Annotated in this window: 23 protein-coding genes; 9 read left to right on the top strand and 14 right to left on the bottom strand. The window is 69.2% G+C overall.

Annotation, left to right across the window (positions count from 1 at the left end; all coding sequences use genetic code 11):
• Window positions 1–378: 378 nt before the first annotated feature.
• From IPK71_00395 to IPK71_00340, 12 genes are all read right to left on the bottom strand, one after another.
• Window positions 379–1,350 (bottom strand): hypothetical protein, encoded by a 972-nt coding sequence (locus IPK71_00395; GenBank protein ID MBK8212179.1) that lies wholly within the window; start codon window positions 1,348–1,350, stop codon window positions 379–381.
• A gap of 112 nt (window positions 1,351–1,462) precedes the next feature.
• Window positions 1,463–1,999 (bottom strand): hypothetical protein, encoded by a 537-nt coding sequence (locus IPK71_00390; protein ID MBK8212178.1) that lies wholly within the window; start codon window positions 1,997–1,999, stop codon window positions 1,463–1,465.
• Between the two features lie 233 nt (window positions 2,000–2,232).
• Window positions 2,233–2,724 (bottom strand): HEAT repeat domain-containing protein, encoded by a 492-nt coding sequence (locus tag IPK71_00385; GenBank protein MBK8212177.1) that lies wholly within the window; start codon window positions 2,722–2,724, stop codon window positions 2,233–2,235.
• A gap of 1,054 nt (window positions 2,725–3,778) precedes the next feature.
• A complete protein-coding gene (locus tag IPK71_00380) occupies window positions 3,779–4,306 on the bottom strand; it encodes a hypothetical protein (protein MBK8212176.1) in 528 nt (175 codons plus the stop codon).
• Between the two features lie 408 nt (window positions 4,307–4,714).
• On the bottom strand, window positions 4,715–5,170 hold the full coding sequence (locus tag IPK71_00375) for a hypothetical protein (protein ID MBK8212175.1): 456 nt from the start codon (window positions 5,168–5,170) through the stop codon (window positions 4,715–4,717).
• A 141-nt stretch (window positions 5,171–5,311) separates the two neighbouring features.
• Window positions 5,312–5,920 carry a hypothetical protein gene (locus IPK71_00370; protein ID MBK8212174.1) on the bottom strand — a complete coding sequence of 203 codons (609 nt, stop codon included), beginning with the start codon at window positions 5,918–5,920 and terminating at the stop codon, window positions 5,312–5,314.
• A gap of 76 nt (window positions 5,921–5,996) precedes the next feature.
• Window positions 5,997–6,227 (bottom strand): hypothetical protein, encoded by a 231-nt coding sequence (locus IPK71_00365; GenBank protein ID MBK8212173.1) that lies wholly within the window; start codon window positions 6,225–6,227, stop codon window positions 5,997–5,999.
• Window positions 6,228–6,346: 119 nt separating this feature from the next.
• On the bottom strand, window positions 6,347–6,820 hold the full coding sequence (locus IPK71_00360; protein ID MBK8212172.1) for a hypothetical protein: 474 nt from the start codon (window positions 6,818–6,820) through the stop codon (window positions 6,347–6,349).
• A gap of 895 nt (window positions 6,821–7,715) precedes the next feature.
• The gene (locus IPK71_00355; GenBank protein MBK8212171.1) at window positions 7,716–8,012 is read right to left on the bottom strand and encodes a hypothetical protein; all 297 of its coding nucleotides are present in this window, start codon (window positions 8,010–8,012) and stop codon (window positions 7,716–7,718) included.
• A 93-nt stretch (window positions 8,013–8,105) separates the two neighbouring features.
• Window positions 8,106–8,735: a hypothetical protein gene (locus tag IPK71_00350; GenBank protein MBK8212170.1), complete on the bottom strand. Its 630-nt coding sequence runs from the start codon at window positions 8,733–8,735 to the stop codon at window positions 8,106–8,108.
• A 51-nt stretch (window positions 8,736–8,786) separates the two neighbouring features.
• A complete protein-coding gene (locus tag IPK71_00345) occupies window positions 8,787–9,293 on the bottom strand; it encodes a hypothetical protein (protein MBK8212169.1) in 507 nt (168 codons plus the stop codon).
• Window positions 9,294–9,435: 142 nt separating this feature from the next.
• On the bottom strand, window positions 9,436–9,765 hold the full coding sequence (locus tag IPK71_00340) for a hypothetical protein (GenBank protein MBK8212168.1): 330 nt from the start codon (window positions 9,763–9,765) through the stop codon (window positions 9,436–9,438).
• A 175-nt stretch (window positions 9,766–9,940) separates the two neighbouring features.
• Here IPK71_00340 and IPK71_00335 point away from each other — a divergent pair, with 175 nt between their 5' ends.
• Window positions 9,941–10,861 carry a hypothetical protein gene (locus tag IPK71_00335; protein ID MBK8212167.1) on the top strand — a complete coding sequence of 307 codons (921 nt, stop codon included), beginning with the start codon at window positions 9,941–9,943 and terminating at the stop codon, window positions 10,859–10,861.
• Between the two features lie 444 nt (window positions 10,862–11,305).
• The gene (locus IPK71_00330) at window positions 11,306–12,445 is read left to right on the top strand and encodes an MFS transporter (GenBank protein ID MBK8212166.1); all 1,140 of its coding nucleotides are present in this window, start codon (window positions 11,306–11,308) and stop codon (window positions 12,443–12,445) included.
• Between the two features lie 31 nt (window positions 12,446–12,476).
• Here the strand turns inward: IPK71_00330 and IPK71_00325 are convergent, their stop codons facing one another.
• Together IPK71_00325 and IPK71_00320 are read right to left on the bottom strand one after the other, a co-directional pair.
• Entirely contained in the window at window positions 12,477–13,265 is a 789-nt protein-coding gene (locus IPK71_00325) for a hypothetical protein (GenBank protein MBK8212165.1), read from the bottom strand.
• A 153-nt stretch (window positions 13,266–13,418) separates the two neighbouring features.
• On the bottom strand, window positions 13,419–14,813 hold the full coding sequence (locus tag IPK71_00320; GenBank protein ID MBK8212164.1) for a dicarboxylate/amino acid:cation symporter: 1,395 nt from the start codon (window positions 14,811–14,813) through the stop codon (window positions 13,419–13,421).
• Window positions 14,814–14,915: 102 nt separating this feature from the next.
• On the opposite strand from IPK71_00320, the gene IPK71_00315 reads away from it, so the two are divergent.
• From IPK71_00315 to IPK71_00285, 7 genes are all read left to right on the top strand, one after another.
• Window positions 14,916–15,665 (top strand): hypothetical protein, encoded by a 750-nt coding sequence (locus IPK71_00315; GenBank protein MBK8212163.1) that lies wholly within the window; start codon window positions 14,916–14,918, stop codon window positions 15,663–15,665.
• Window positions 15,662–16,813 carry a BamA/TamA family outer membrane protein gene (locus IPK71_00310; GenBank protein ID MBK8212162.1) on the top strand — a complete coding sequence of 384 codons (1,152 nt, stop codon included), beginning with the start codon at window positions 15,662–15,664 and terminating at the stop codon, window positions 16,811–16,813. The genes IPK71_00315 and IPK71_00310 overlap by 4 nt, the downstream gene beginning before the upstream one ends.
• A 206-nt stretch (window positions 16,814–17,019) precedes the next feature.
• Complete coding sequence (locus IPK71_00305) at window positions 17,020–19,713, top strand: protein kinase (GenBank protein ID MBK8212161.1); 2,694 nt, start codon at window positions 17,020–17,022, stop codon at window positions 19,711–19,713.
• A 14-nt stretch (window positions 19,714–19,727) separates the two neighbouring features.
• Complete coding sequence (locus IPK71_00300) at window positions 19,728–20,705, top strand: hypothetical protein (GenBank protein ID MBK8212160.1); 978 nt, start codon at window positions 19,728–19,730, stop codon at window positions 20,703–20,705.
• 70 nt (window positions 20,706–20,775) lie between these two features.
• On the top strand, window positions 20,776–21,483 hold the full coding sequence (locus tag IPK71_00295) for a GNAT family N-acetyltransferase (protein ID MBK8212159.1): 708 nt from the start codon (window positions 20,776–20,778) through the stop codon (window positions 21,481–21,483).
• Window positions 21,484–21,488: 5 nt separating this feature from the next.
• On the top strand, window positions 21,489–22,505 hold the full coding sequence (locus IPK71_00290) for a hypothetical protein (GenBank protein ID MBK8212158.1): 1,017 nt from the start codon (window positions 21,489–21,491) through the stop codon (window positions 22,503–22,505).
• Window positions 22,506–22,668: 163 nt separating this feature from the next.
• On the top strand, window positions 22,669–24,027 hold the full coding sequence (locus tag IPK71_00285; protein MBK8212157.1) for a hypothetical protein: 1,359 nt from the start codon (window positions 22,669–22,671) through the stop codon (window positions 24,025–24,027).
• The last annotated feature ends 68 nt before the right edge of the window (window positions 24,028–24,095 follow it).

The following is a 24,095-nucleotide window of genomic DNA, read 5'->3' as shown; positions in this document are numbered from 1 at the left end:
GTGCCGCGCCAGTCTGGTTGGAAAATTCCAGCGCTACGGAGCCGCCGGGGCTGTTCTGGATCGGGAGCGATCGGCGCTTCTGGATCGAGTGCGATCTGCACACAATTCCGATCATCCCCTCCATCGCCCGCGCGGTGTCGAGCACGAGGGGATGCGCGGAGGATTCGCGGCGCGGGGACCCGCTCGAACGCGGGCCGAGCCACGTGAGGTCCACGCGCGCGCAGGGCGACGCCCCCCCTCGTGCTCGAAATCGTGCGTGCTTTCGTGAGCTTGCCGCCTGGTCGACATGGACGGTCGCGTCGAGCCCTCGCCCAACGTTCTTTCGGTCGACTCCATGGCCGCATGCTCGGGCGCCCGACCGAGCATGCTCGAGGGCTGTTACGGCCCGAGCCGCTTCACGGCGAGGTCGACGGGCACGTTGTCGTTGAAGCACCGGTCGGAGCCGACCCCGACGACGAAATCGAGCGTGCTCCCGGCGCGCAGGTCGAGCGGGCCCGTCTCGTGCGAGAACGCGCCGGACACGTCTTGGTCGCGCTTCACGACGCGCGTGTCGACCACGACGGCGAGGTCGACCTTGCCCAAGTCGCCCGGGCCGACGCGCACGCCGAGCTCGTACACGCCGCTCACGGGGGCCGTGAAGCGCGCCACCACGTTCTCGCTGTGGGTGCAGCCCGGGTGCATGGCGACCTGTCCCATGGAGATGCCCCACCGCGGCTCGCCGGTCGCTCTGCGCCAGATGCTGGGCACACCCCACTCGCGGTTTCGGGGGTCCCACCAGATCGGGTTGCCCTCCGACACCTCGCGCACGGGGAAGATCGTCAGCGCGCCGACGAGCTCCGTCCGGTAGCCGAGCGACCACGTCGTGCTCGGGTTGGTCGACGTCTCGAACATGGCCTCGAGCTTCCACGTGTCGAGCACGCCCCTGGCCGCGCCCCTCGCGGGAGGAGAGGGCGTCTGCGGGGAGGGCGTCTGCGGGAGAGGTGCGGAGGACGCAGGGGAGGGCGCGCCGTGGGCCACGGCTCTGCCGCAGCGGTCGATGATGGCCATCATGGCGGTGTCCGAGGCCGAGTACCTGCGCTGCAAGCTCTCACTCACCTCGGAGGCGGCGCTTGCCTTGACGCCGAGGTAGCCGACCTCGGCCGAGAGCTGCTTCCCGGCGCGAGCGTCGAGCTGGGCGCCTTGCGCGCGCACGCACGCCACGTAGTCGGCCACGGCTTCGCTCACGCAGACGCCGTCGAGCCACGTTCGCCCGACCGGGCAGGGTGCGGGTGTGTGTGGCGCCGGCCCGCACGAAACGGCCAGGCCGCCGAGCGCGAGCACGATGCGGCCGCAGGTCGAGATCGTTCGCATGATCGGTCAGCGTATCCCACGTCGGAGCGGGCAGGGAGAGTCGGCCTCCGCGGGGCCCACGCGGTCGGCGGGGGCGACGTCGTCGAGGTCGATGAAGAGGCGTCGTCGCCCGCTATCCCTCGGGGCAAGACAGCGGGGCCACCGAGACCGCGATGACCAAGAATGGCGCATGCTCTGGCACCCGTCGAGCGACGAGCTGCGCGAAGGCTCGTGCGTCGTCCGCGTCGTCGAAGAGGTGGTGGTCGTTCAGCAAGGGGCCCCAGCGCTTCCGAAGCCCCGTGCGCTCCTGTGCCCCACCGAAGCGGATATTGCAGACGGCGCTCGTGGTCGGGGCCGCCACGTCGTAACCGACGAACGTCACTCCCTCGAGAGGGGTGAGGTCGTGCAGGCGGCGGCCCTCGGCGAGCCGAGAGGTGGGCTCGTCCACGGGGAGGGCGTACCCGACGAGCCTCGCGCGGCCTTCGTGCGTGCAGCCGCTCGACGGGACCAAGGCTCGCGTGTCGACCGACAGGGGAATGTCCGGGATCGTGCGGAGCAGGTAGTCGCGGCGCCTCGCGTCGTCGCCCCAGGCCACCCGGGTGCACGGGATGCAGCGACGCTCGTCGACGATGGGGACCCACGATGGCTCGGGGAGGGGGGCTCGTGGCATTGGGGTTCGTCCTGGTTGAGCACGTGCCTACCGTGTCGGGAGCCGTGGTGGCTGGAGCCGCCGTCTCTGCCGCCGGTGCGGTTCTACCCCGTCGAGTCTCCACGCCGGCGCTCCGCGAAGATCTCTTCGAGCTCTGCCTTCAGCACAGAAAGCAACCGCGCCTCGACCGCGTCGCGATGATGGGCAATTCCACTTCGTTCTCCTTGGGTTTCGCATGTGCCTGTTAGAGCCGCTCATCCGAGCTGGCCGAGGGCTCGTCGAGCCGCCGTGCGAACTCGACCGAACGGTGTCGACGCCCGATCGTTCTCGAGGAGAGCCCTCAGCGCGGGCCTCGTCGACGAAAATCGTAGCTCTCCTGCGGTGTAGGCGGCAAAGAACCGCACCTGCGGAGAAGGATCGCGTAGCCCTGCCGCCACGACGGCTTCGGGCACCCGCTCGCGCGGGTGATACGCGAGCGCCTCCATCGCCTCTTGCCGTACGCTGGCGAGCTCGCTTGGGTTCCTCAATACTCCCAAGAGCGCGGGGAGCGCGATGGCCGACGGGGCCCACTTCATCGTGTGGCAGCACATGATACGCACGACCCTGTCGGGGTCGCTGGTCGCCAATGCGGCGACGAGCCGGTAGGCCGAGGGAGAAGGTCGACGGCGACGCGTGGGCAACGTCATCAGCGCTCGAACACGTTTGCTCGGGTCCGTCTGCGACAGAAGGGATCGAAGGTCTTGCATGCGGTGGTATCGCTCCGCGTCGTCGGTGCTTCGAGCACCCTCGTGGTGCCCACGTGTGTCAGTGTCGCCCGCTATCTGCGGCGGGGGCGTCGCACGAGTCGTCATCGCCGAGACGGCATGCCTCCGCGAGCGACCGACGTCGACAATCGCCGTCCTCCGGTCGATACTCGGCGCATCGCTCCGAGAGGCGTGCGCAGCCTGCCGGGTCCTCCCGATGGCACGCTCGCTCGGCGAAGGAAAACCCCCTCGTGGTGTCGCCTGCGGCGAAATACATGTTCGAGATGGAAGCGCAAGCGGACCCCTTGCCCATCGCGCAGAGCCTCCACCACATTCGAAAGGCACGTTGCCGGTCCTTCTCGCAGCCGATACCGGAGTTGTAGCACCCGGCGACGGCCTCGCAGGCGTCGGCCGACCCGAGGGAACACCCCCGTTCTGCGATCTTTCGTGCGGCGGTCGCGTCCGGTGTGCGGCCAAGGGCGCCAAAGCCGTAGGCGAACGCGAGATTGGCGCAGGCGTCACCGTCGCCCGTGTCGCACTTTCGGCTGCAATCGGCGTCTCCCTCCGAGAGGTCGCAGACCGCGCATAGCCTCTCTCCCTTGGCAGACGTCCCCGCGGGGCATCCCGACGGTGGTCGAAGATAGACTACCTTGCTTGGGCCCAGCGATTCCGTGTCGGTTCTTGGAGATTGGGCTCCTCCGCATCCCAAGAGTAGGTACGTGCCGAAGGTCGCCGGCACGAGTAGCGCATGTCTTTTTCGCACGGAAGTTGCCTTTGGGACCTTTCTCGACATCGCGGAGACGAAAGCCGAATCGTCACGTCGGACGCACTCCCCGTCCTCGACGATCGCCTCGCGCGCTCGAGGCGGCGTTCTCCTACGAGGTCGCCACCACGATAGCGCGGTTCCGCATGGTCGACCACCTCTCCAGCTCATGGCGCTGGACCTCGCTCCCACCGTCGCCGGCTGGACTTTCCCACCTGTAGGTGGGCGTCGCGGCGTCGAGCACGGCGCTTCGTGCGTGCGCGGGCGGCTCGGACCGTGTGTCTTCCTGCGCGTTCACGACCCTAGGGGTCCCGTCGCTTCAGGTCTGGCGATGCGGCTCCGCTCGAGTACGGCGTGGACCTCGGGGTCCGCGTCCGATCGTTTGCCGAAGGTCGCGGCGAGCGCGGGCGTGCGGACCAAGAGCTCGGCGGCCGAGAGACGTAGCTCGCGCTGGTCCGCTTCGAGCCCTTCCTCGATCACACGCGTGAGGTCGGGGATGGGCAGGGCCTCCAAGAGCCCGTTCGCGAGCACGAGCCGAACGCCGAGGTCGACGTCGGCACGAAAGGCCATGAGCGCGAGCGGGAGCCCGAGCACGAGCGGCAGCTTGGACACGACCGACGCCCCGACCCGCCGCGTTTCCACGTCGAAGGAGGGCCACTCGTCGCGCCAACGCTTCGTCACCTCCGCACGTCTCCGCAGCACGAGAATCGGGAGCGCGTTCACGAAGGTCAGAGGGGCGCCGGCCATCAGGCAGGGGATCGCGGTCTCGAGAGTGCGCTGCACGGCGACCGTCGGCTCGCGCAGCAACAGCTCCGAGATCAAGCGAGCAGACGTTGCCCTCACCGTTCGGTGATCAGAATGCACGCACGCCACCAAGAGCCGCGCGGCGTTCCTACTCGAGGTGAGCCGCAGCAGCGACGCGGCGTTCGACAGCGCGTGCAGGGCCGCGTCCTCTTCGGCGACGACGCTCGGGTCCTCGAGGCAACGAAGAACGACCCCTCGCAAGAGTCCCCTCACGTTCGCGCCCCCAACAGCCGCAAGCGCTTGGGCGAGGTCCCCGCGCGGGATCGCCATGGACCGCGCCGCCGCTAGGAGGGCCCGCCGAGCACGGGCCGGGCTCGCCCCTCGGACGTGCAGGAAGGCGGTCGTGAAGTCTCCGGCTTCGACGGCCTCGAGCACGAGTGTGGTGGATTCTTCCCGGTCAGGTCCCATCGTGGCCTTTTCGTTGACTCAGAGTGCCGAATCGCCGCTCTCGCCCGAACCGCGGTTCGGCGCGCTCGCCTCCGCCACGAGCGCTCTACCTTGCCCGAACATCATGGGGCCCAGTGTCATCGTCGCGAGGTGGAACGGAACCAACCCGCGCGCGTAGGTCCCCATCTCGAGGGGAGAAAAGTAGACTGCATACACCTCGCGCCGATCGAGGAGCAATCCGAGGACGCCCACACCGGCGACCACGAGAAGGCATCCACGCCTCACTCCCCATCGAGCCACGACCTTCGCACCGAAGGTGAACCAAGCGGCCAATGCCAAGGTGAACGGAGAGAGCGCGTAGGCGAAGAGGATGGGACCGAACACGGCGATCCCGACAGAGCCGACGACGGCGAGAGACAGCGGAGCCGGCCTGCCGAAGGGGAAGCTTGCGAGCCCTGCTACCCCAAGCAGCGCGGCAAACGGCCAGAGGCTCAAGTGCCCAAAAAAGAGCCACCTGAGGGCGACCCACGGCGCCCAAAGAAGAGAACGCTTCGTCATCCAGGCCCGTCCGGAAGGCCGCGTTGACCGTCCTGCATGCCGTGAAGAATGGCGGCGTAGAGCATGGTTAGCGACCCCCTAAGGCCTCGGCGAGTATCGAATCACCATGCCCGATCGAGCGAGCCAGGCGTCGTCGAGGCTCGTCGCCGTGTGCGACGTCGAGGTGTCGGTTTCGACCGTCATGCAGGCCATACGTCGCAGCGCGGACGATTCGACCCCCATGGCAACGATGCTGCCCCGCCAGTCGGGGCCGAGGTCGACGACGTGGCACTCTTCGCCGTCGAAGAGGCCACGTCCGAGGAGCGAGGGGGCCTTTGCGTCGGCCACGCAATTTCCCACGAGCGCGCGCCCGAACAAGAGCCTCGGGACGGTGTGCGCCGTCCCCCAGGTCACTCCGGTCAAGGCCGCCAGGACCATGTCGAGCTCACCGTCGTCGGGGACGGAGCGGGTCAAGGCGTCGGCGACCTGTCGCCGCGTGACGCGCAGGTCGGCCGAGTCGAGGTCGCACACCATTCGGTCCCCCTCCCGCGCGGAGAAGGTCAGTCTCTGCGATGCCCGGTGAAACTCCGTGTGAAACGAGAGGATCTCCTTGCCCTCGTGAACGACGGTGCCCACGTCTTCGTACGAAGCGAGGGCCAGGTACCGTGCGCGGAGGTCGTGCAGGGTGCGGTGGGCGAGGGAGCTCATTCGCGTGCTTTCGCGCGTCGCCAGCGCGCAGTCATCGGGCCGTCGTTCAAGGATACTAGGACGCGCAGCGAGGCGCTCAAGGTTTCCTCGCGATGCTCGAACGCCGCGGGCCCCAGCGGCGGACCTTGCCCTTGGCCGCGGGCAGCCGCAGGTGTTTGGCCATGCCCGGGTACATGTCGCGTACGGGGTACAAGACGTCGTCGCCTATCGTACACAGGACCTCGGCGAACACCGTGCGCATGTGCTCCCATTCGTCGGGGTCGAGCTCGTCGGCGGCCTCGGACAAAATGTGGCCGGCCTCGCCCATGAAGGTTTCCCCGAGCCTCAGCAGCCTTTGCGCAAGTTGGGGGGAAAGGTGTGCCTTGCCCGGTCTTCGGTCGATAGCCATGTGTCGGGAGCTTCCCTTCGGGAGATGGTGAGCGAGCTCTAGCCTTCGAGCCAGCATCGCCGGTAGTGACGCCATCGAGGACGTCGTGAGCGGGTCACCGCAGCCTGGCCCGTCAGGTCGAGCAGCCCGAGCGCGACACGATGGACCGCGCGGTCGTCTCTTCCAACCCACGCCTGATGGAGCCCGTCCACGACGCCGAGGACCACCCGCGGGTCGGTATGGAATAGCGCGGCGCACGCCACCTCGAGCGCGCCCGTCGCATCACGCATGCGCTCTGCGGCTCCTGCCTCGTGTTCGAGGCTGCTTCGAGCGACCCAGCCAACGAGGTGCGATGCCAGGTCTCGCGGTTCCAAGGTGTCGTGCGCCAAAGAGGCCCTCAGCGCCGTCGCCCCGACAGCCGCCAAGGCCGCGGGGACCGTGGGTCGAGTCCCGTGGATGACGTCCACGACCTTCATCAGCCGTATCGCTCGCGATACGGGGAAGGCGATGAGCATTCCAAGCGCGTTCTTCACGGACCGTGGGCTACTGGAGCGCCGCGTCACGACGCGAAAGTACGCTCTCTCGACGATTCGCCAGCCGGGATACTGCCAGAAGGCAGGAAAGACGCTCACCTCCGGCCGCTCACGAACCAACGTCACGAACGCTCGCCTCGACACCGATCGCTCACGGGACTTGAGGTCGCTCAGGAGGCGGGTGAGCCTTCGCTCCCTCGGAGTGGCGTCGTGTGGCGTGGCGCTCGCGGAGGGCCAGTACCTGCGATCGAGCTGGAGGCTGGGGTCCTCTCGCATGAGCCGGGGGGCCACCCACGGGAGAGCAGAACCCGGAGCTTCGTGCCACGCGACCTCCTCGCCCCTCATCTTGCGCTCGAGCAGTGACTTGGCATGGCCACCGCACATGAAGGCCGCCCGCACGACAGCCCATCGCGCGGTCGGTGACGCCATGCTCGCCCGGGTCGAACGCACGAGAACGTCCGGAACGAGCGTCGCCGGAAGCCGGCTCCGGTCCGCGACGATTCGCCCCACGAGCCTCCACCATCGGTCAGCGTCCATTTCGTCCCATTGGGCATGAAGCCCCTCCGCGATCAGCTCGATCACATCGGGGCTCCGGTTCCGGCACCAGGTCCACGCGGCCTCCAGCGCGTCGAAGCTCGGGTTCGTCCGGAGGTGCGTCCGCCACGCTTCGACGATCGACGCGTCGGCCGCAGGAGAGACCGGCCGATATGCCCAGATTCCGGCGTCGGCGAGGGGAAACTCGCGTACGAGACGAACGAGGTGCCGCTCGACCTCCTCATCCTCGGTCGCGGCTTCGAGAGAGTCGAGGAGATCGTGCTCAGCCATGGTGGAGGCGGGCCTGGTCCTTCATGCGAGGACGCTTCCTTTCGTCCGGCCCGATGGCGAGCCCGAATGCTTAGAGCCAGCCATTGTACCTCGCGTACGAGACCCAGATGACGTTCGAGACCAATGAATAGGCCGAGGTCAGCGTGCTCAGTGTTGCGAATACCACCAAAGCAGACCGGGTTACCGCGAGGCGGAGCGAACCGTTTAGACGCCGCCCGGCCGTCAGGGCCACGACAAGGGCAAGAGTTGGACAGACTATCAGCTCCGCTCGCTCCATGAAGACCCAGAGCTGGATATTGAGGTTCAGCCCAAGGCGTGCGGCGACGGCATCCACGATGGCGCAGCAGCCGACGAACAGCGCCGTCATGGGAAGCATCGAGAGCGCTTCCAGTTTGCCAAACGGCCTAGTTGGACCCAATCTCGCCTCCGGCGCGGTCGTCCTTGCAGTGCCGCGCCATGCTCACCCCACCCACGTTGCGGCTCGGGCCCGCTCGCTTGCGAACACCAACGGCGAAGTGACGCTCAGGAACAACGCGAGCCCGGCGATGCTCGATCCGCTTCGCTCGATATAGAAGTACTTCACCCAAAAGTGCACGCTATCACTGAGCATCGGCGACGCTGCGATGGCCATCGAGGCGACGACTACGCTCACGGCGACCGTCGCCTTCGGCGGGCACGAGCGCCGCAGTGCACGGGCGGCGGCCACGGCGCCGTAGAGCACAGTGGCACCCAGGAGAATCACGGGGAGGTGCGCGATCACGACGAGAAAGAGGAGCATGAAGAGATCGAATGCGGAGACGTAGGCCGTCGCTCGATCCACGCCGGGCGGACGAGGGACGAGGCAGAAGGCCATCGCCGCTGCCATCCACGCGATCCATGCGCTTAGGAGCCCGCCTTTTGCACAGTGCGCAAGAGCGGCACGGGCCGATAGAGGGGACTCGCGGCCGATGCGATTCGGTTCGTGCGCGGTCGCGTCGTGCTCGATCATCGAACGCTCAGCCTTTCGCAACGCCGTCAGCATCGTCCCTTCTCCACCCACGAGCCTCACGTCGCCGTACACATCGTAGCCCGGTCCCGCACCGTCGACCATCGTACACGTCCTCGGCTCGCGCCCAGCCCGTCCGGTGGGCCCGCCTGGATCCTACGGTTTGCTCCAGTACGCGATGTCTTCCAGGACATTCGACCACGCCTCGACGACGAAGGGGGTCGTCACCGTCGGCATCCTCCGGAGAAGCTCGTCGCGAGCGCGCGCCGCGAGGGACCGGTCCGCGATCACGAGGCCCAGCACCGAGTTCCCGATGAAACAGAGGTCGTCAGGGTACACCCCAGGGGCATCCAACCACGAGAAGACCTCGTCGGCATACCTCGCTTCTCTCGTGAGCGCGAAGCGTGCCTCCGCGATGACGACGTGGAGCGCGACGTCGTCTGCGGAAGCACCCGCCGAAAGCTCCGCGAAAATCGGCTCGACGTCGGGCAACCCGATCCGCCCGGCGGCCCAGACAGCATAGTACTGGGAGAGAGAATCGTCCGAAGCGCATAGGGCTCGAATTTGGTCGGCCGCCTCCTCCGAGAGGCCTCTCCCCGCGCATTCGACCACCCACATGAGGGCGTCCGCCACGACGATGCTCGCGGGGTCCTCGAGGGCCATGAGCGACACGTCGTCGCGCAGCGGCAACGGGGCATCCGTGAGCGCTTCGACCGCTCGCGAGCGCTCTACCGCGTCCTCGCTCTTCTCGAGGACGTTCTTCGCTTCGTCGTACCGGCTCGCATCCGCGGTCATCGGCTTCGTCTCATCCCCAGGTGCGGGCTCGCTCGAGCCTTTCGACGAGGTCCGCCTCGTCGCGTTCGTGCAAGGGACCGAGCGCCAACATTCTTTGGAGAATCGGGATGCACTCGGGGCGCTCGCAGCGATAGTAGGCCTCGAGAACGATCACCAGGTCGGCGTTCGTCGGCCAGCAGGGCCACTGCTCCACGATGCTCAGCGCCTCATGATCTTTGCCGTTCCAAAGAAGCAAGATGACATCCTCGAATCCGGTGAGGCCGTCATCGTCCTTCGAAGGGAGTGTGCCTGGAGGTGCGCTTCTCTTCACGGGCCGTACGCTCCTGCGCGCGTAATCCACGGTAGCGCGGCACCAAGGCGCCGACCACCTCTCCCAGGAATCGGAGCCCGCTCGCCCCGCCGCTCAGGGCCGCTTCCGTCCGCCCGCCCCACTGATTTCAAGCACTTGGCGGATCCCGTCGGCGTACCCCACATTTTCCTTCCGCGCGGCTCTCCCCCTCCGTAGCCTTCCGCCCATGGCAAAGAAGGCTTCTACCACCACGAAGAAGCCCGCCTCCAAACCGAAGGGCGGGAAGACCACGAACGGCACGAAGGCGCAAAAAGGGGAGGACGGCACGGGCCTCCTCTTGGAGGGCGAGCCGATCGGCTACCGCGGCGAGCTCCTGCAGCTCGCGTCGCTGAGCGCCGCGTTCGAGCCCCTGCCTGCCGCCGCTTCGGCCGCGTTCCTCGCGCAGCACCCGGCCGACGCGTGCCGCAAGAACGCCGAGTCCACCAAGGCGTCCGACATCTTCCGCGCCGCCATGAGCTGGGCCCGCATCCTCGCCGAGAAGTCGGGGAGCCCCGGGCTCCACCCGGCCCGCGTGCGCTGGTTCTTCGACTGCACGACCGCCCTCGGCAGCGCGCTCGCCGGCGAGACCACCCTCCCCAACCCGTCCGACGAGGCCACCTACGCCGACGTCGTCGCGCGCACGAGCAAGCTCCTTACACGCACGACCCGCAAGCTCGGTGAGGCCGCCGGCTCACGCGCACCCTACAAAGAGGCCCTGCGCGCCGCCCGCGCGTCCCAGGGCCACGACAAACACGCGCTCGTGTTCCGCAGCCTCGCCGCGCTCACCAAGAAGTGGCTCGACGACCGCACCCTCAACCTCGCGCCGAACGACATCACCCCCTCCACCGTGAAGTCCCTGAACGACGCCGCGAAGGAGCTCGAAGCCACCATCGCGAATCGCAGGGCCGCCCGCCAAGCCCAGCACGACAGCCCCGCCGTGAACGAGCTCGAGGGCCGCCTCCTCTTCGCCATGCGCCCGCTCTGGCACGACCTCCGCGAAGCTCGCGAGGACGGTACGACGAACCTCGTCCTCACCGTGTCGCCCTCCCTGCTCCGCGGCCTCGGCATCCGCCGCACCAAAGAGAAGCCGGACGCCCCCGAAGCGTGATCCCGGCCGGTCCGCGGTGATCCCACGAGGCCCATCGGCGTCCCCGGTGGGCCTCGTCGCGTTCGCACACGGTCACGGAGCGATCCCAGAGGGCCACGGAGCGATCCCGGAGGGGCAGGGAGCGATCCCAGAGGGGCATCCTGTCTACCCCTGTCGCCGCGCCACCTCACGCACCACCCACCCACGTCACTGTTCGCACCGCGAGAACACCGCGTTCGACGCGCGCCCCTCGCGCCGCGCGATCCCTCGAGAGCGCACGCTCCTTCCCGCCATGCGCGCCTCGCGGCCCACGCGCGCCCGTCGGCATTGCCCCTCGTCGCCGCGGTGCGTGTGCCCTATGCTCCGCTCGTGAGCTCTCCCCGGGCCGTTGCCGACGACGATGCCCGCGAGGCGACGGTCATCCTGCTCGTGGGAGCGGTGCAGTTCGTCAACATCCTCGACTTCATGATGGTCGGGCCGATGGGGCCGTTCCTCGCGCCGGCGCTCGACTTCCCGCAGTCGCACTCGGGCTGGGTCACGGGGAGCTACACCGCCGCGGCCTCGCTCTCGGGGCTCGTGGGAGCGTTCTTCCTCGACCGGTTCGAGCGTAAGCGCGCCCTGCTCGTCTCGCTCTTCGGGCTCTCGCTCGGAACGCTCTCGGGCGCGTTCGCCGTGGGCCTCCCGAGCCTGCTCGTCGCGCGTGTGGTCGCCGGCGCGTTCGGGGGGCCCGCCACGTCGGTCGCGCTCTCCATCGTGGCCGACGTGGTGCCGGCGCAGCGGCGTGGGCGCGCCATGGGCAAGATCATGGGCGCGTTCGCCGCGGCCTCCGTGCTCGGCGTCCCGTTCGGGCTCGAGCTCGCGCGGCGCATCTCGTGGCGCGCCCCGTTCGTGCTCACCGCGGTGCTCGGGCTCGTCGTGGGCCTCGCCGCGAGCGCCCGCATGCCCACGCTCTCCGGGCACCTCACGGCGCGCAAGACGTCCCCGCTCGCCGACATCGTAGGCCTCCTCCGGCGCGACATCGTGCTCTCGTACGGCATGACCACGGTCGCCATGGGCGCGAGCTTCGTGCTCTTGCCCAACGTGGCCGCGTACACCATGAAGAACCTCGCGTTCCCCGAGAACCGCCTGGGCATCCTCTACATGGTGGGCGGCGTCGTCTCGTTCGCCACGTCGCGCGTGGTGGGCCCGATGGTCGACAAGATGGGCCCCGCGAAGGTGGGCAGCGTAGGCACGCTCTTCTTCGCCGCGGTGGTCTACGCTGGCTTCGCGTTGCCCACGCCGCTCGTGCCGGTGCCCGCCATCTTCGTGGGCATCATGTTCTCGATGGCGATCCGGAACCTCTCGTACAACACGCTCACGAGCCGCGTCCCCGAGCCGCACGAGCGCGCGGCCTTCATGAGCGTCCAGTCGGCGGTGCAGCACTTCGCGGCGGCGATCGGCGCGATCGGCTCGTCGATGCTGCTCGCCGAGCGCGCCGACAAATCGCTCGAGGGCATGCCGAGGGTCGCGTGGGTCTCGATCGTCACGGGCCTGCTCATGCCGCTCTTCTTGTGGGTCGTCGAGCGAGGCGTGACGGCGAGGAAGGCCCCCGCGTCGGTGAGGTAGGCCGCTGGGTGGAGCCGCCCGTCCGAGAGCGTCAGATCTTCGACAGCTCTTCCACGATCTCCCGATCCGTCAACAAACCCTTGCGCAGCAAGAGCCCCAAGAGCGCCGAAAAATAAGCCTCCCAGCGCGGATCGGGCCCCAGGATCTCCGCCGCGTCCGCGCCGTGCGAGCGCGCGCGCAGGGCCGCGACGATGTCCCGCGCCGTGACCCCGTCGTCCTTCGGAGCCCCGGCCGGCAAGATGATCTTCGTGCCGTCGAGCAGCGTGAGGGACATCTCCGGTCCCTTGCGCTTCGTCGTCTGCGCCTTCTTCTTCTCGGGCCGCACCTTGGGCTCGGGCGGCGCCGCCGGCTTGGACGAGGCCTTCTTCAGCCCCTCGGGCCGGGTCACCGCTTGCGAAGGCTCGGGCACCGTGCGCTGCGTCGACGGCGCGTAGTGCACCTGAACGATCGCCTGGATGTCCGACGTGGACGCGATCATCGGCCGCGTGGGCAGGCCCGAGACGCGGCTCACCTCGGCGAGCGCCGCCTCGTTCGTCGGATCGTCCGTCGCGACGTAGAGCGTCTCGCCCTGGCCACGCACGTTGCGCACGAAAATGGGCACGAGCCCGAAGCGCTCGGCGAGCTCGCGGGGCACGCGGTCGAGGAGCTGCCGCGAGAACTCGATATGGTAGAGCGACACCCACGGCACGCTGAGGAGCTGGCTCAGCGCCTGCGTGAGCTGCTGCTCGCTCACGAGCCCACGCTCCACGAGCGCGCGCCCGATCTTCTGCCGCGGGTCCTTCTCGCGCAAGACGGCGTCCAGGTCGGACTGCGCGAGCAGCCCCGCCCCCACGAGCAGCTCACCGAGCCGCGGTTTTTGTGCGCCTTGCGTCACGCCGCTACGCTAGCCGCATCTCCGGGCCCGGGCCAAGTCTCCACGTATTGCCTTTTTGCGCGGCCGCGGGCGAGGAGGGAAAGAGGACGCGGAAGGACCTCAGTCCCGGTGGGCCTCGGTGTCGGCCTCCGGGCTCGGTGTCTCCGTCCCACCGAGCTCGGGGTTCGCCAGGGCCGGCACGTCGAGCACGCGCCGCGCCTTCGCGAGGTCGATGGCCCCCTCCCAGCGCGCCACCACGAGCGTCGCCACGGCGTTCCCCACGAAGTTCGTGAGCGACCGCGCCTCGCTCATGAACCGGTCGACCCCGAGCAGCAGCGTGAGCCCGGCCACCGGCACGTGCCCCGTCGCCGCGAGGGTCGCCGCGAGCGTGACGAACCCGCTCCCCGTGACCCCCGCCGCCCCCTTCGACGTCACGAGCAGCACCGCGAGCAGCGAGAGCTCGTCGCGCAGCGTGAGGTCCACGTCGAGGGCCTGCGCGACGAACAGCGACGCCAGCGTGAGGTAGATGCACGTCCCGTCGAGGTTGAACGAGTACCCCGTCGGCACCACGAGGCGCACCACCTGGGGGCTCGCGCCGAGCGCCTCGAGGCGCGACATGAGCTTCGGCAGAGCGGACTCGGACGAGCTCGTCCCGAGCACGATCACGAGCTCCTCGCGCAGGTACCGGAGGAGCTTCAAGATCGAGAGCCCGAGCACGACGCGCATCACCGCCCCGAGCACCACGAGCACGAACACCGCCGCCGTCACGTAGAACGTGCCCATCAGCGTGAGCAGGCTCCGCAGCGTCCCGAGGCCGAATTTCCCTATCGTGAAGGCCATCGCCCCGAACGCCCCGACCGGCGCGAGCCGCATGACCATGCCCACGAGCGTGAAGAGCACCCCCGTCGCGCGCTCCGACCACTCGAGCATCGGCTTGGCGCGCGGCCCCATCGACGCGAGCGCCATCCCCGTGAGCACCCCCAAAAAGAGCACCTCGAGCACGTCGCCCTTGGCGAACGCCCCCACGAACGACTCGGGGATGATCGCGAGCAGGTGCGCGACGAAGCCCGTCGGCTTCCCTGCCTGAGCCGTGGCCAGCGTCGCGTCGAGCGCCTTCGTGTCGAGGCTCGCGACGTTGGCATGAACCCCGCTACCGGGGCGCACCGCATGCACGACGACCATCCCCAGCCCGAGCGCGACGGTCGTCATGACCTCGAAGTAGAGGAGCGCCTTCGCCCCCACCCGGCCGACCTTCTTCAGGTCGCCCATTCCCGCAATTCCTGCGGAGACCGTGAAGAACACGATCGGCGCGATCAGCATCTTGATGAGCCTTACGAAGGCGTCACCGAGCGGCTTCATGGCCTGGCCGGCCTGCGGGTAGAGCGCGCCGAGGGCCGTGCCGAGCGCGATGGCGACGATCACCTGGAGGTAGAGGCGCGACGCCTTCGGAGGCTTCGGCGGGGCGGTCTCCGAGGTCTGCGGGTGGTCGGGGGTTCTCTCGGGCGACGTGGACATGGGTTCACGGCTCCTCGTGCGTTCCGGGCTCGCCCTCGGCAGCGTACCCCGCGCGGTCTCTTGGCGATTGAACCTTTGTGGTTCTTCGGGCAGAAAGCGGCCATGCCGATCCCGCGGGAGCCTCGAGCGCGCGCCGTCGCGAACGTGCCTCGCGCGGTCGCCGCGGCGGTCGTGGTCGCGCTCGCCCTCGCCCTCGCCGCGGCCGAGCGCGTGGCCTCCGCCGAAGAAGAGACGCGCCCCGAGCCCAAGCCCGACTACGTCCCCCAGGGCGAGTACTTCCCCAAGGGCACCTGGGCCGCCGGCTTCGGCGCGGTCGTCGAGTCGTCGTCGTTCGAGGGGCGCGAGCCGGGCGCCACCACCACGCGCTCGTCGAGGTACGGCATCACCTCGCGCAACGGCTACTTCCTCGCCGACCGCTTCCTCGTCGGCCTCCGTGCCAGCTACGACGTGTCTCTCCACCGCATGACCCTGCCCACCGCGGCCGGCGGCAGCGAGGTCGTGTCCGAAGGGTCGGAGCAGTCGTTCGAGATAGGTCCTTGGTTTCGCTACTACTTTCCGGTCGGTAACGGCTGGGCGCTCTTCGGCGAGGCCGACTGGAGCTACCGCACCTACGTCGACGAAGAGAAGGCGCGCGGCGGGCTCGACAGCAAGTCGACGGGCCGCGGCCTCGCGATCGGCATGGGCGGCGGCATCACGTACTTTCTCACGAAGGGCATCGCGTTCGACGTGGCCGGCCGCGTCTCGTTCGCGCGCCTCCTCTTGAACAGCGAGGGCCGCCGCACGCGCGTCGACCTGTCCGACTTCGGCCTCATCTTGGGCTTCCAAATCTACCTGCCGGAGTTCGTTTTTTGAGCCGCTCCCTCGGCCTCGCCGCGCTCGCGCTCGTCTCCGCGGCGCTCGTGCTGCCGTCGCGCGCGGCGGCGCAGGGCACGAAGACGGTGAGCGAAGGCGGCTCGACGCGCACCAAACCTCAGAAAAAAGACGAGCGCCGGAGCTACGGCGGCCTCGCGGTCCCGGCCGTCTACTACTCGCCCGAGACCAAGCTCGCCGCGGGCATCGCCGGGTTCCTCTTCTTCCGCCTCCCCGGGGAGAAGCTCGAAGATCGCCCCTCGAACGTCGACGGCGACTTCATCTACACCGTCAACAAGCAGCTCCTCTTCCAGGTCACGCCCACGATCTACATGGACCACGGGCGCTTCTTGCTCGAGTCCGAGTTCAGCTACGAAAAGCTCTTCGACAGGTTCTGGGGCATCGGGCCGAACACGCTGAAGCACGGCGACGAGGCCTTCAACTACACGCTCGTGCGCGGCCGCCTCGGCCTCTCGCGCCAGCTCGCTCCGTACGCGTACTTCGGCCTTCAGGCGCACGCCGAAGAGATCACCATCACCGACCTCGAGAAGGCCGACGGCCAGCTCGCGCGGAACCCGAACGTGCTCGGGCGTGGCGGCTCGTTCGTCACCGGCCTCGGCTTCCGCTTCGTGTACGACTCGCGCGACAACTACTTCTCCACGCGAAAGGGCGCGTACGCGGCCGTCCAGGGCATGTTCTACGCCGAGGCGCTCGGCGGCACGCACTCGTACTCGCTCTTCACGGTCGACGTGCGCAAGTACCTCCCGCTCTGGTTCGGGCACACCCTCGCCATCCAAGCCTACGGCGCGTCGACCTACTGGGACGTGCCCTTCAGCCACTTGCCGGTCCTCGGCGGCCAGTTCCGCATGCGCGGCTACTTCGAGGGGCGCTTCCGCGACAACAACGCGGTCATCACGCAGGCCGAGTACCGCTTCCCGATCGCCTGGCGCTTCGGCGGGGTCGCGTTCGGGAGCGTCGGCATGGTGGCCCCGAGCCTCCTCGACTTCAAACTGAAGGACATCAAGGGCGCCGCCGGCGGAGGCCTCCGCTTCATGTTCGACCGCGACGAGCGCTTGAACGGCCGCTTCGACGTGGGCGTGTCGAACGAGGGCGAGCCCAACTTCTACATCCAGATCAACGAAGCCTTCTGAGACGCCATCCCCGTTCAGGCAACGCCCGAACAGTGTGACGCTCGATGTGTCAGCGGGTTCGCGCCGAAAGCGAGCACGATTCGCGCTTCGGGACCCGAGGGCAGGGCTTCGTCGGGTATGGCGAGGGCGCGGCGGGCGAGCGGCGGGCGAGGGGGCTCCACGCACCCTTTCCCTCACGTTCTCGAAAAGGTAGCGTAGGTCGGGCCATGCGTATCTGCCCCCAGTGCAGCACTCCGTGCGACGAGACGCATCGCTTCTGCCCGACGTGCGGGTGCAACCTTGGCGCGGTCAAGAGCCCCGAGGATCCGCTCATCGGGCGCACCTTGCCGGGTGGCTACGTGATCTTCGAGCTCATCGGCGTCGGTGGCATGGGGCGCGTGTACCGCGCCGAGCAGGTCGCGCTGAGCCGCACCGTCGCGGTGAAGATCATCCACCCGCACCTCATCGGCGAAGAGAACGCGGCCGCCCGCTTCATCACCGAGGCGCGCGCGGCGAGCCGCCTGAACCACCCGAACTCGGTCGGCGTCATCGACTTCGGCAAGACCGAGGACGGCCAGCTCTACCTCGTCATGGAGTTCTTGCGCGGGAAAGACCTGGCCCGCGTCCAGTACGACGAGGGCCCGCTCCCGTTCCGGCGTGTGGTCAGCATCCTCCGCCAGGTGCTCGCGGCGCTCTCCGAGGCGCACCACATCGAGATCATCCACCGCGATCTCAAGCCCGAGAACATCATCTTGGAGCCCACGCGCTCCGGCGGCGACTTCGTCAAGGTGGTCGACTTCGGGCTCGCCAAGATCCGCGTCGACTCCATGCCCGGCATCACGAGCCCGGGCATCGTCTGCGGCACGCCCGAGTACATGAGCCCCGAGCAGGGCCGCGGCGACGCGCTCGACGCGAGGAGCGACCTCTACGGCGTCGGCGTCATCCTCTACCAGCTCCTCACCGGCAAGATCCCGTTCGAGGCCGAGTCGCCCACGCAGGTCGTGCTCATGCACCTCTCGCAGGAGCCGCAAGACCCGCGGGACGTCGCGCCCGAGCGAAAGATCCCCGACGCCCTCGTCGACGTCTGCCTCCGCGCGCTCGCGAAGTCGCCCGACCAACGCTACGAGAACGCCGACGCCTTCTCGGACGCCCTCGCCCGCGCCCTCGCGTCGCTCGAGAACCGCAACACGCGCGCCCCGCAGGGCGGCATCGTGTGCGGCACGTGCGGCGCCATGAACGCCGAGAAGCAGAAGTTCTGCGGCGAGTGCGGCGCCTCGCTCCAAGCGCGTGTCGCGCTCGACACCCCGCCACCGGCGCCCCCCGTCGCGCGTCCGTCGTCCGAGGGCGTGAAGGCCCTCGGCGAAGAGGTCGTGAAGTTCCCGCTGCCCTTCATGGGCCGCGAAGAAGACCTCGCCTGGCTCGCCGATCGCCTCGCGGACGCCAAATCGTCCCTCGTCGGCGCGCGTGTCGTCGGAGAGCCGGGCCTCGGCAAGAGCCGCCTGCTCGGCGAGTTCCTCGCGCGCGGTCGGGCCGAAGGGCACGTCGTGGTCGAGACGGGCCCCGACCCGTTCTGGGCCGAGGTCGGCTACTTCGCCATCCGCAAGGCGATCGTCGGCCTCGCGGGCCTCCCTAGCGACGGCGGCTCCGCCAAAGACTGGGCCTCGGCCGGCCCCGAGGCCAAGCGCGGCCTCGCCGACGTGTTCGCCACGGGGGATCTCCTCCCGGGCCTGTCCCACATCGAGCGTCGCTTCGTCATCGCCGAGGCGCTGAGGTGGGCGATCGTGCGCGCGAGCGAGCGCGCGGGCGGCAAGAAGGTCGTCTTGTGCGTCGACGACCTCAACCTCGTCGACGGCGCGAGCCGCTCGGCCCTCGCCGACGCCGTGGGAGAGCCGCCGCTCGTGCCGGCGCTGCTCGTCGTCAGCTACACGCCCGGGTACGATCCGGGTTGGCCCGCGAGCACGGCCTCGGCGCGCGTGCTCGATGGCCTCTCGCCCGCGCTGGTGGCGCGCTTCGGTGGCGCGGCGAGCGGCCCTGTGAGCAAGCCGACGATGGCGCAGGTCACGCGCGGGGTCGCGCCGCTCTACGTCGATCAGCTCCTTCGGTTCACGCGCGAACAAGGCGGAAAGCCCCCGAGCCGCCTCGGCGACATCATCGCGGCCCGCGTCGAGCGCCTCTCGGGCGACGCGCGCAAGGTCATCCAGGCGATCTGCGTCTACGGCGACGAGTGCACCGGCGAGATGCTCGTGCGCCTCGTCTCCGGAGGCACCCGCGTCGACGAGGCCCTCACGGCCCTCGAGTCGGCCGGCATGGTCATCGAGCACAAGGGCACCTACCGCACGAGCCACCCGCTCTTGCGCGACGTCGTGCTCGCCACCATCCCCGCGGCGGTTCGTCGCGAGCTGCATGGCGCGGCGGCCGAGCTCGGCGAGGACATCGGCGCTCCCATCGAGGCGCGCGCGGTGCACCTCTTCTTCGCGCAGAACACCTTCGAGGCCCTCATCTTGCTCGAGCGCGTGAGCTCGCGCGCGGCCGCCCGCGGAGACACCCCCGGCACGATCACGGCGCTCCGCCGCGGCCTCGAGCTCGCGCGCCGGGAGCTCTTCCGCGGTGAGCTCGAGGATCCCATGCGCGCGGTGCTCATCTTCGCGCGTAAGCTCGGGCAAGCGCTCACGCAGTCCGGTCAGTTCACGGACGCCGAAGGTGTGCTCCGCGAGGCGCTCGACATGGCCGGCCCGAGCGGCGCCGAGAGGGCCCGCGTGCTCGGCGCGCTCGCCCAGGTCGCGCTCGGTCGCGACCGCGTGAAAGAGGCGCAGCGCTACTTGGGCGAGGCCCTCGAGCTCGCGTTCGCCTCGGGCGCCAAGGACCTCCTCCTGTCGCTCGAAGAGATGAAGAAGTCGATCGCGGCTCCTGCGCGACCGTGAGGTTTCCTCCTCCGATGCGGCGCCTCCCTCCTGCTCTCGCGCTCGTGGCCGCGGCCTTCGCGTGCACGCCCCCCGAGCCGCCGCGGCCGTCGGTCGCCGATCCATCGTGGCTCGGCGACGCCGTGCGTGCCTGCGCGCTGCGTGCGAGCTGCGCCCACGGTCACGAGAGCGGTGACGCTCGGGATCCCGCCCGCTGCGTCTCGGCGGCGCTCGTAGGCCGCGCGGCGGGTGCGTCGCGCGTGCTCGGGTGCATGGCGCGCGCGTCCACTTGCGACGCGATCCACGCGTGCGAGGCCGCGGGAGATCCGGCCGCGCGTGCGTTCTGCGCGGCGCACCCGGGGCAGGCCACGGGGTGCGACGGCAACGTGCGGGTCGAGTGCGGCGACGACGCGAACGAGGCCGAGCGCACCGACTGCGGCACCCTCGGCGGCACCTGCCGGCTCGTGCAGCACCCCGGTGGGCTCTCCGAGAACGCGTGTGTTTCCGAGAGGTTGTGCCCCGCTTCGGCGCCCGAGTCGCGGTGCGACGGGGCGCGCGCCGTGCTCACCTGCCAAGACGGCGCGGCCGATCGGACCGTGTGCCCCGCGGGGACGACCTGCCGGGTCCGAAACGAGACCGACGGCTCGTCGCGTGCGTCGTGCGAGGTCGACGGAGCGCCGCGCTGCTCGGCTCCGGGGGCGCGGTACTGCGAGGGGGATCGACTGATCACGTGCGCCGGTCCCCGCGGGAACGACAAGGGCACCGTCGAGGTGTCCGACTGCGGCTCCTTCGGCCTCCGCTGCGAGGGCGAGGGGAAGGCCGCGGGGTGCTACGTCCGCGGCGTGCCCGATTGCGCGTCCGACGACCCCGCCCGCTGCGACGCCGGCGTGCTCTCGTACTGCGCGTTCGGGCGCCGCGTACGTGTAGCCTGCAAAGACATCGGCGGCGCCTCGTGCGAGGGCGGCGCCGTGCCCGCGTGCAAGGTGCCTCACGAGGCCACGCCGCACCGCTGAGCGCGAGAAACACACGCGCGCGCGGCGCGACTTGGCAAGGCGCGGGCGAAAGCGGGTACACTGCCCGGGCATGAAGTCGCCTGCCCCCGAGCCCATCGCCCCCGAGCCCAAGCCGGCCAAGGGCAAAGCTCCCCGGAAGACCCCGCGCGCCGACGAGGGCACGATCCATGTTCGCCGCATCCACCGGCGCGATCTGCCGAAGACGTGGGAGTTCTTGAAGCTCTGCTTCCGTGACGTCAACCGAGAGACCGTCGAGTACCAGCGGCCGCGCTCGAAGACGCGCTTCATGGAAGTCTACGAAGAAGAGGGCATCGTTCAGCTCCTCTTCGAGCTCCGGCACGGAAAGACCAGCGAGATCGTGGGCTACGCCGAGTGCGCGTTCGAGATCTCCGGGTCCGACAACTGGATGAACCTCCGGTATTTCACGAACCGCGACATGAAGCCGCTCTTCGTCGAAGAGATCGCGGTCCACCCCGGGCATCAGGGGCTCGGCATCGGCAGCTTCGTGCTCGAGCAGATGGAGCACATCGCGAAGGTGAACGGCTGCACGCACCTCGTGCTCGAGGTCGCCGAGAACAACGAGAACGCCCTGCGGTTTTACCGCGCCCGCTCCTTCCAGAAGCTCGACGCGGCCATCTTCCTCGCGAAGCGCATCGCCACCGAGTCGGACATTTTGCCCCCGCGCAAGGTCGTGCGCCGCGCGGCGCCCACGAAGTCCACCGCCGCGAAGGCCCCCAAGGCGAAGCCCGCGAAGGCCCCCACCAAGGTGAAGCCGTGACGCAGGTGCCCTTCCACATCGCCCGGTGGGACCTCGACAAGACCTACCTCCGCACCGAGTTCGACACCGTCCGCGACCTCATTCGCACCGCGCTCGAGCGCGCCGACGAGAAGCGCACGAACCCCGGCGCGTCCACGCTCCTGCGCGAGATGGGGCAGGCCGGGGTCGCCGTGCACATCCTCTCGGGCAGCCCCGAGCAGATGCGCTCGCGCCTCGAGGACAAGCTCCGCCTCGACGGCATCCAGTGGCAAAGCTTCACGCTCAAGCCGAACCTCAAGAACGTGCTGCGCCTCCGGTTCCGCGCGCTCCGTGATCAGCTCGGGTACAAGCTCCCCGCGCTCCTCGCGAGCTGCGCAGGCGCCGCGCCCGAGGTGGCCGAGGCCGGTGTCCTCGAGACGCTCGTCGGCGACGACGCCGAGGCCGACGCGTTCGTGTACTCCCTCTACGGCGACGTGGTGGCGGGGCGCGTGTCGCGTGAGCTGCTCGCGCGCGTGTGCGAGCGTGGCCGTGTCTACGAGGACGTGGGCGAAGAGATCTTGCACCTCGCCGACGTGGTCACGAAGCGCACCGTGGTCGAGCGTGTGCTCATCCACCTCGAGGGCCAGTCCCCGCCCGAGGATTTTCGCGTGTACGGCCCGCACGTCGTGCCCTTCTACAACTACCTCCAGGCCGCCTTCGTGCTCTTCGAGGACGGGCGCCTCCCCGCCGAGAGCGTGCTGCGCGTGGCCGTCGAGCTCGTGGTGCAGCACAGGTTCGACGGCGACGGCCTCGCGCGGAGCTACGCCGAGCTCGGCCGACGTGGGCACCTCCGTGGCATTCGCATCGACGAGCTCTCCGAGTCGATCGAGACGTGGGCGAAGCCGCGCAACATCGCGGCGCTCTCCGAGCTCGTCGCCATGGTCGAGAAGCTCCCCGAGCACGCCCCGAAGGCCGCGGAGGCCTACCGCAACGAGGCGCTCTCCGAGCCCCCCGACTACGAGCACCTCGTCTCGAGCCACAACAAGCGCCGCAAGAAGCGCTAGCACCCTCGGGGCCATCGCTCGTCGCGGGCGGCCGGCGCGATCGCCTGGATCGGGTGGGGTGGATCATGGAACGCTCCGGGCCCTCGAGCCTCGGGCCCGCCTGCTCCAAAACCCAAGCATTTCGGCCCGTTGAGTTGGCACACGTCGTGCTCTCTTGTCCTACATGGCCCTCCTTCGACGGTTCGCTTCGGTCGTGCTCCCTTTCGCGCTCGGTCTCTCGGCCCTCGGGTGCTCGGCCGAGGCGGGGGATCCCACCGAAGAGACGGGCGACAGCGAGGACAACCTCGTCGCGACGTTCGACAAACGCGGCTCCATCGACCTGACGAAGCCGAGCCGCATCTTGCTCGTGGGCGACTCGGACAAGCTCGGGAACTTGCCGATGTTCGCCGCCGCCGGGCGCGCGCGAAGGTACGCGCAGCTCTACCCGAACGATCAAATCGTGCTCTTCATCACGCAGGACGCGAAGGCCGTCGACGTGGCGAACACGGGCTCCACGGCGGTGACCGAGGAGCCCTTCGGCACCGTGGCGCTCTCGGATCTCACGCGCCTCTCGGGCCCCAAGCTCGTCGCGGCGATGGACCGGTTCCGCAAGATCGCCAGCATCGACTTCTTCGGGCACTCGTCGCCGTTCGGCGCGCTGCTCGAGGCCACCGCGGGCGACGGCCGTGTGCTCGATCCTTCGAGCGTGGGCGTGCTCGCCGACAACTTCGATCGCTCGCGTGATCCGTACGTGACGTTGAACGGCTGCAACGGCGGCGTCGAGGCCGCCTCGAAGATGTCGAAGATGCTCCGCGTGCCGGTGTCGGGCGCGCTCACGGGCACGAACTTCCAAGAGCTCATGAGCGACGGCAAGTACTACATCGGCGACGACGGCTTCTTCCCGGCGGGCCTCACGCGCGCCGTCAAGAACGACAAGAGCTTCGGTGACCGCTCGGCGCCCGGGTGCTGGCGCGGGGCCTGCGTGCGCATGAAGCCGCAAGACGCGCCCTACCGCGGCGTGTGGGCCGACCCGGAGAGCGGCTTTCAGTACACGCTCTCGTACTACAAATTCTTCTGCGACTTCGACGACCCCTCGAAGACCTGTGAGAAGGGCATGGCGAGGAGCCTGCACGCGTTCATGTCGGATCGCACGCTCGACGCGGCCTCGTCGGACGACGACATGAAGGCCGTGCTCGCCGACTGGTTCTGCACGCGGTCCACGGACCCGACGTGGTTCGACCGCTGCAAGGCCGACCTCGAGGCCGCCGTCGCGGAGGACAACCCCTTCACCTCGCAGCGCACGGCGCGCGAGTTCGCCCTCGAGTGCGACAAGGCCGGCTGCGGGCTCCAGCACGAGTTTCGCTGCACGCGCGTGAACGGCGTGCCCCAAAAGAAGACGTGCGCGTGGGTCAAGAAGGGCTGCGCCGCCGACGCGAAGCCCGGCACCTGCCGCACCCCCAACACCGCCCCGCGCACCACCGTGAACGAGTACCGCGCCTACCTCGCGGGTCAGAAGCTCCTCCGCGGCCGCACGTCGCCGTGAGCCAGCTCACGCGTGACGCCTCACCGCCGCGCGCGTGAGGTCCAAACGAGCCTGGCGGAGCCTCGCGC

It is taken from the genome of Myxococcales bacterium (assembly GCA_016712525.1).
Lineage (GTDB): Bacteria > Myxococcota_A > Polyangia > Polyangiales > Polyangiaceae > JAAFHV01.
The sequence above is the reverse complement of the archived record's forward strand: the minus strand, read 5'-3'. Positions and strand labels throughout refer to the sequence as shown.

Coding starts and splice junctions, on each gene's coding strand:
- IPK71_00395 (MBK8212179.1), bottom strand. CDS start 1,350: ATGCGAACGATCTCGACCTGCGGCCGCATCGTGCTCGCGCTCGGCGGC.
- IPK71_00390 (MBK8212178.1), bottom strand. CDS start 1,999: ATGCCACGAGCCCCCCTCCCCGAGCCATCGTGGGTCCCCATCGTCGAC.
- IPK71_00385 (MBK8212177.1), bottom strand. CDS start 2,724: ATGCAAGACCTTCGATCCCTTCTGTCGCAGACGGACCCGAGCAAACGT.
- IPK71_00370 (MBK8212174.1), bottom strand. CDS start 5,920: ATGAGCTCCCTCGCCCACCGCACCCTGCACGACCTCCGCGCACGGTAC.
- IPK71_00365 (MBK8212173.1), bottom strand. CDS start 6,227: ATGGGCGAGGCCGGCCACATTTTGTCCGAGGCCGCCGACGAGCTCGAC.
- IPK71_00355 (MBK8212171.1), bottom strand. CDS start 8,012: ATGACGGCGCTGTTCGTCGGCTGCTGCGCCATCGTGGATGCCGTCGCC.
- IPK71_00350 (MBK8212170.1), bottom strand. CDS start 8,735: ATGGTCGACGGTGCGGGACCGGGCTACGATGTGTACGGCGACGTGAGG.
- IPK71_00345 (MBK8212169.1), bottom strand. CDS start 9,293: ATGGCCCTCGAGGACCCCGCGAGCATCGTCGTGGCGGACGCCCTCATG.
- IPK71_00335 (MBK8212167.1), top strand. CDS start 9,941: ATGGCAAAGAAGGCTTCTACCACCACGAAGAAGCCCGCCTCCAAACCG.
- IPK71_00330 (MBK8212166.1), top strand. CDS start 11,306: ATGATGGTCGGGCCGATGGGGCCGTTCCTCGCGCCGGCGCTCGACTTC.
- IPK71_00320 (MBK8212164.1), bottom strand. CDS start 14,813: ATGTCCACGTCGCCCGAGAGAACCCCCGACCACCCGCAGACCTCGGAG.
- IPK71_00315 (MBK8212163.1), top strand. CDS start 14,916: ATGCCGATCCCGCGGGAGCCTCGAGCGCGCGCCGTCGCGAACGTGCCT.
- IPK71_00305 (MBK8212161.1), top strand. CDS start 17,020: ATGCGTATCTGCCCCCAGTGCAGCACTCCGTGCGACGAGACGCATCGC.
- IPK71_00300 (MBK8212160.1), top strand. CDS start 19,728: ATGCGGCGCCTCCCTCCTGCTCTCGCGCTCGTGGCCGCGGCCTTCGCG.
- IPK71_00295 (MBK8212159.1), top strand. CDS start 20,776: ATGAAGTCGCCTGCCCCCGAGCCCATCGCCCCCGAGCCCAAGCCGGCC.
- IPK71_00285 (MBK8212157.1), top strand. CDS start 22,669: ATGGCCCTCCTTCGACGGTTCGCTTCGGTCGTGCTCCCTTTCGCGCTC.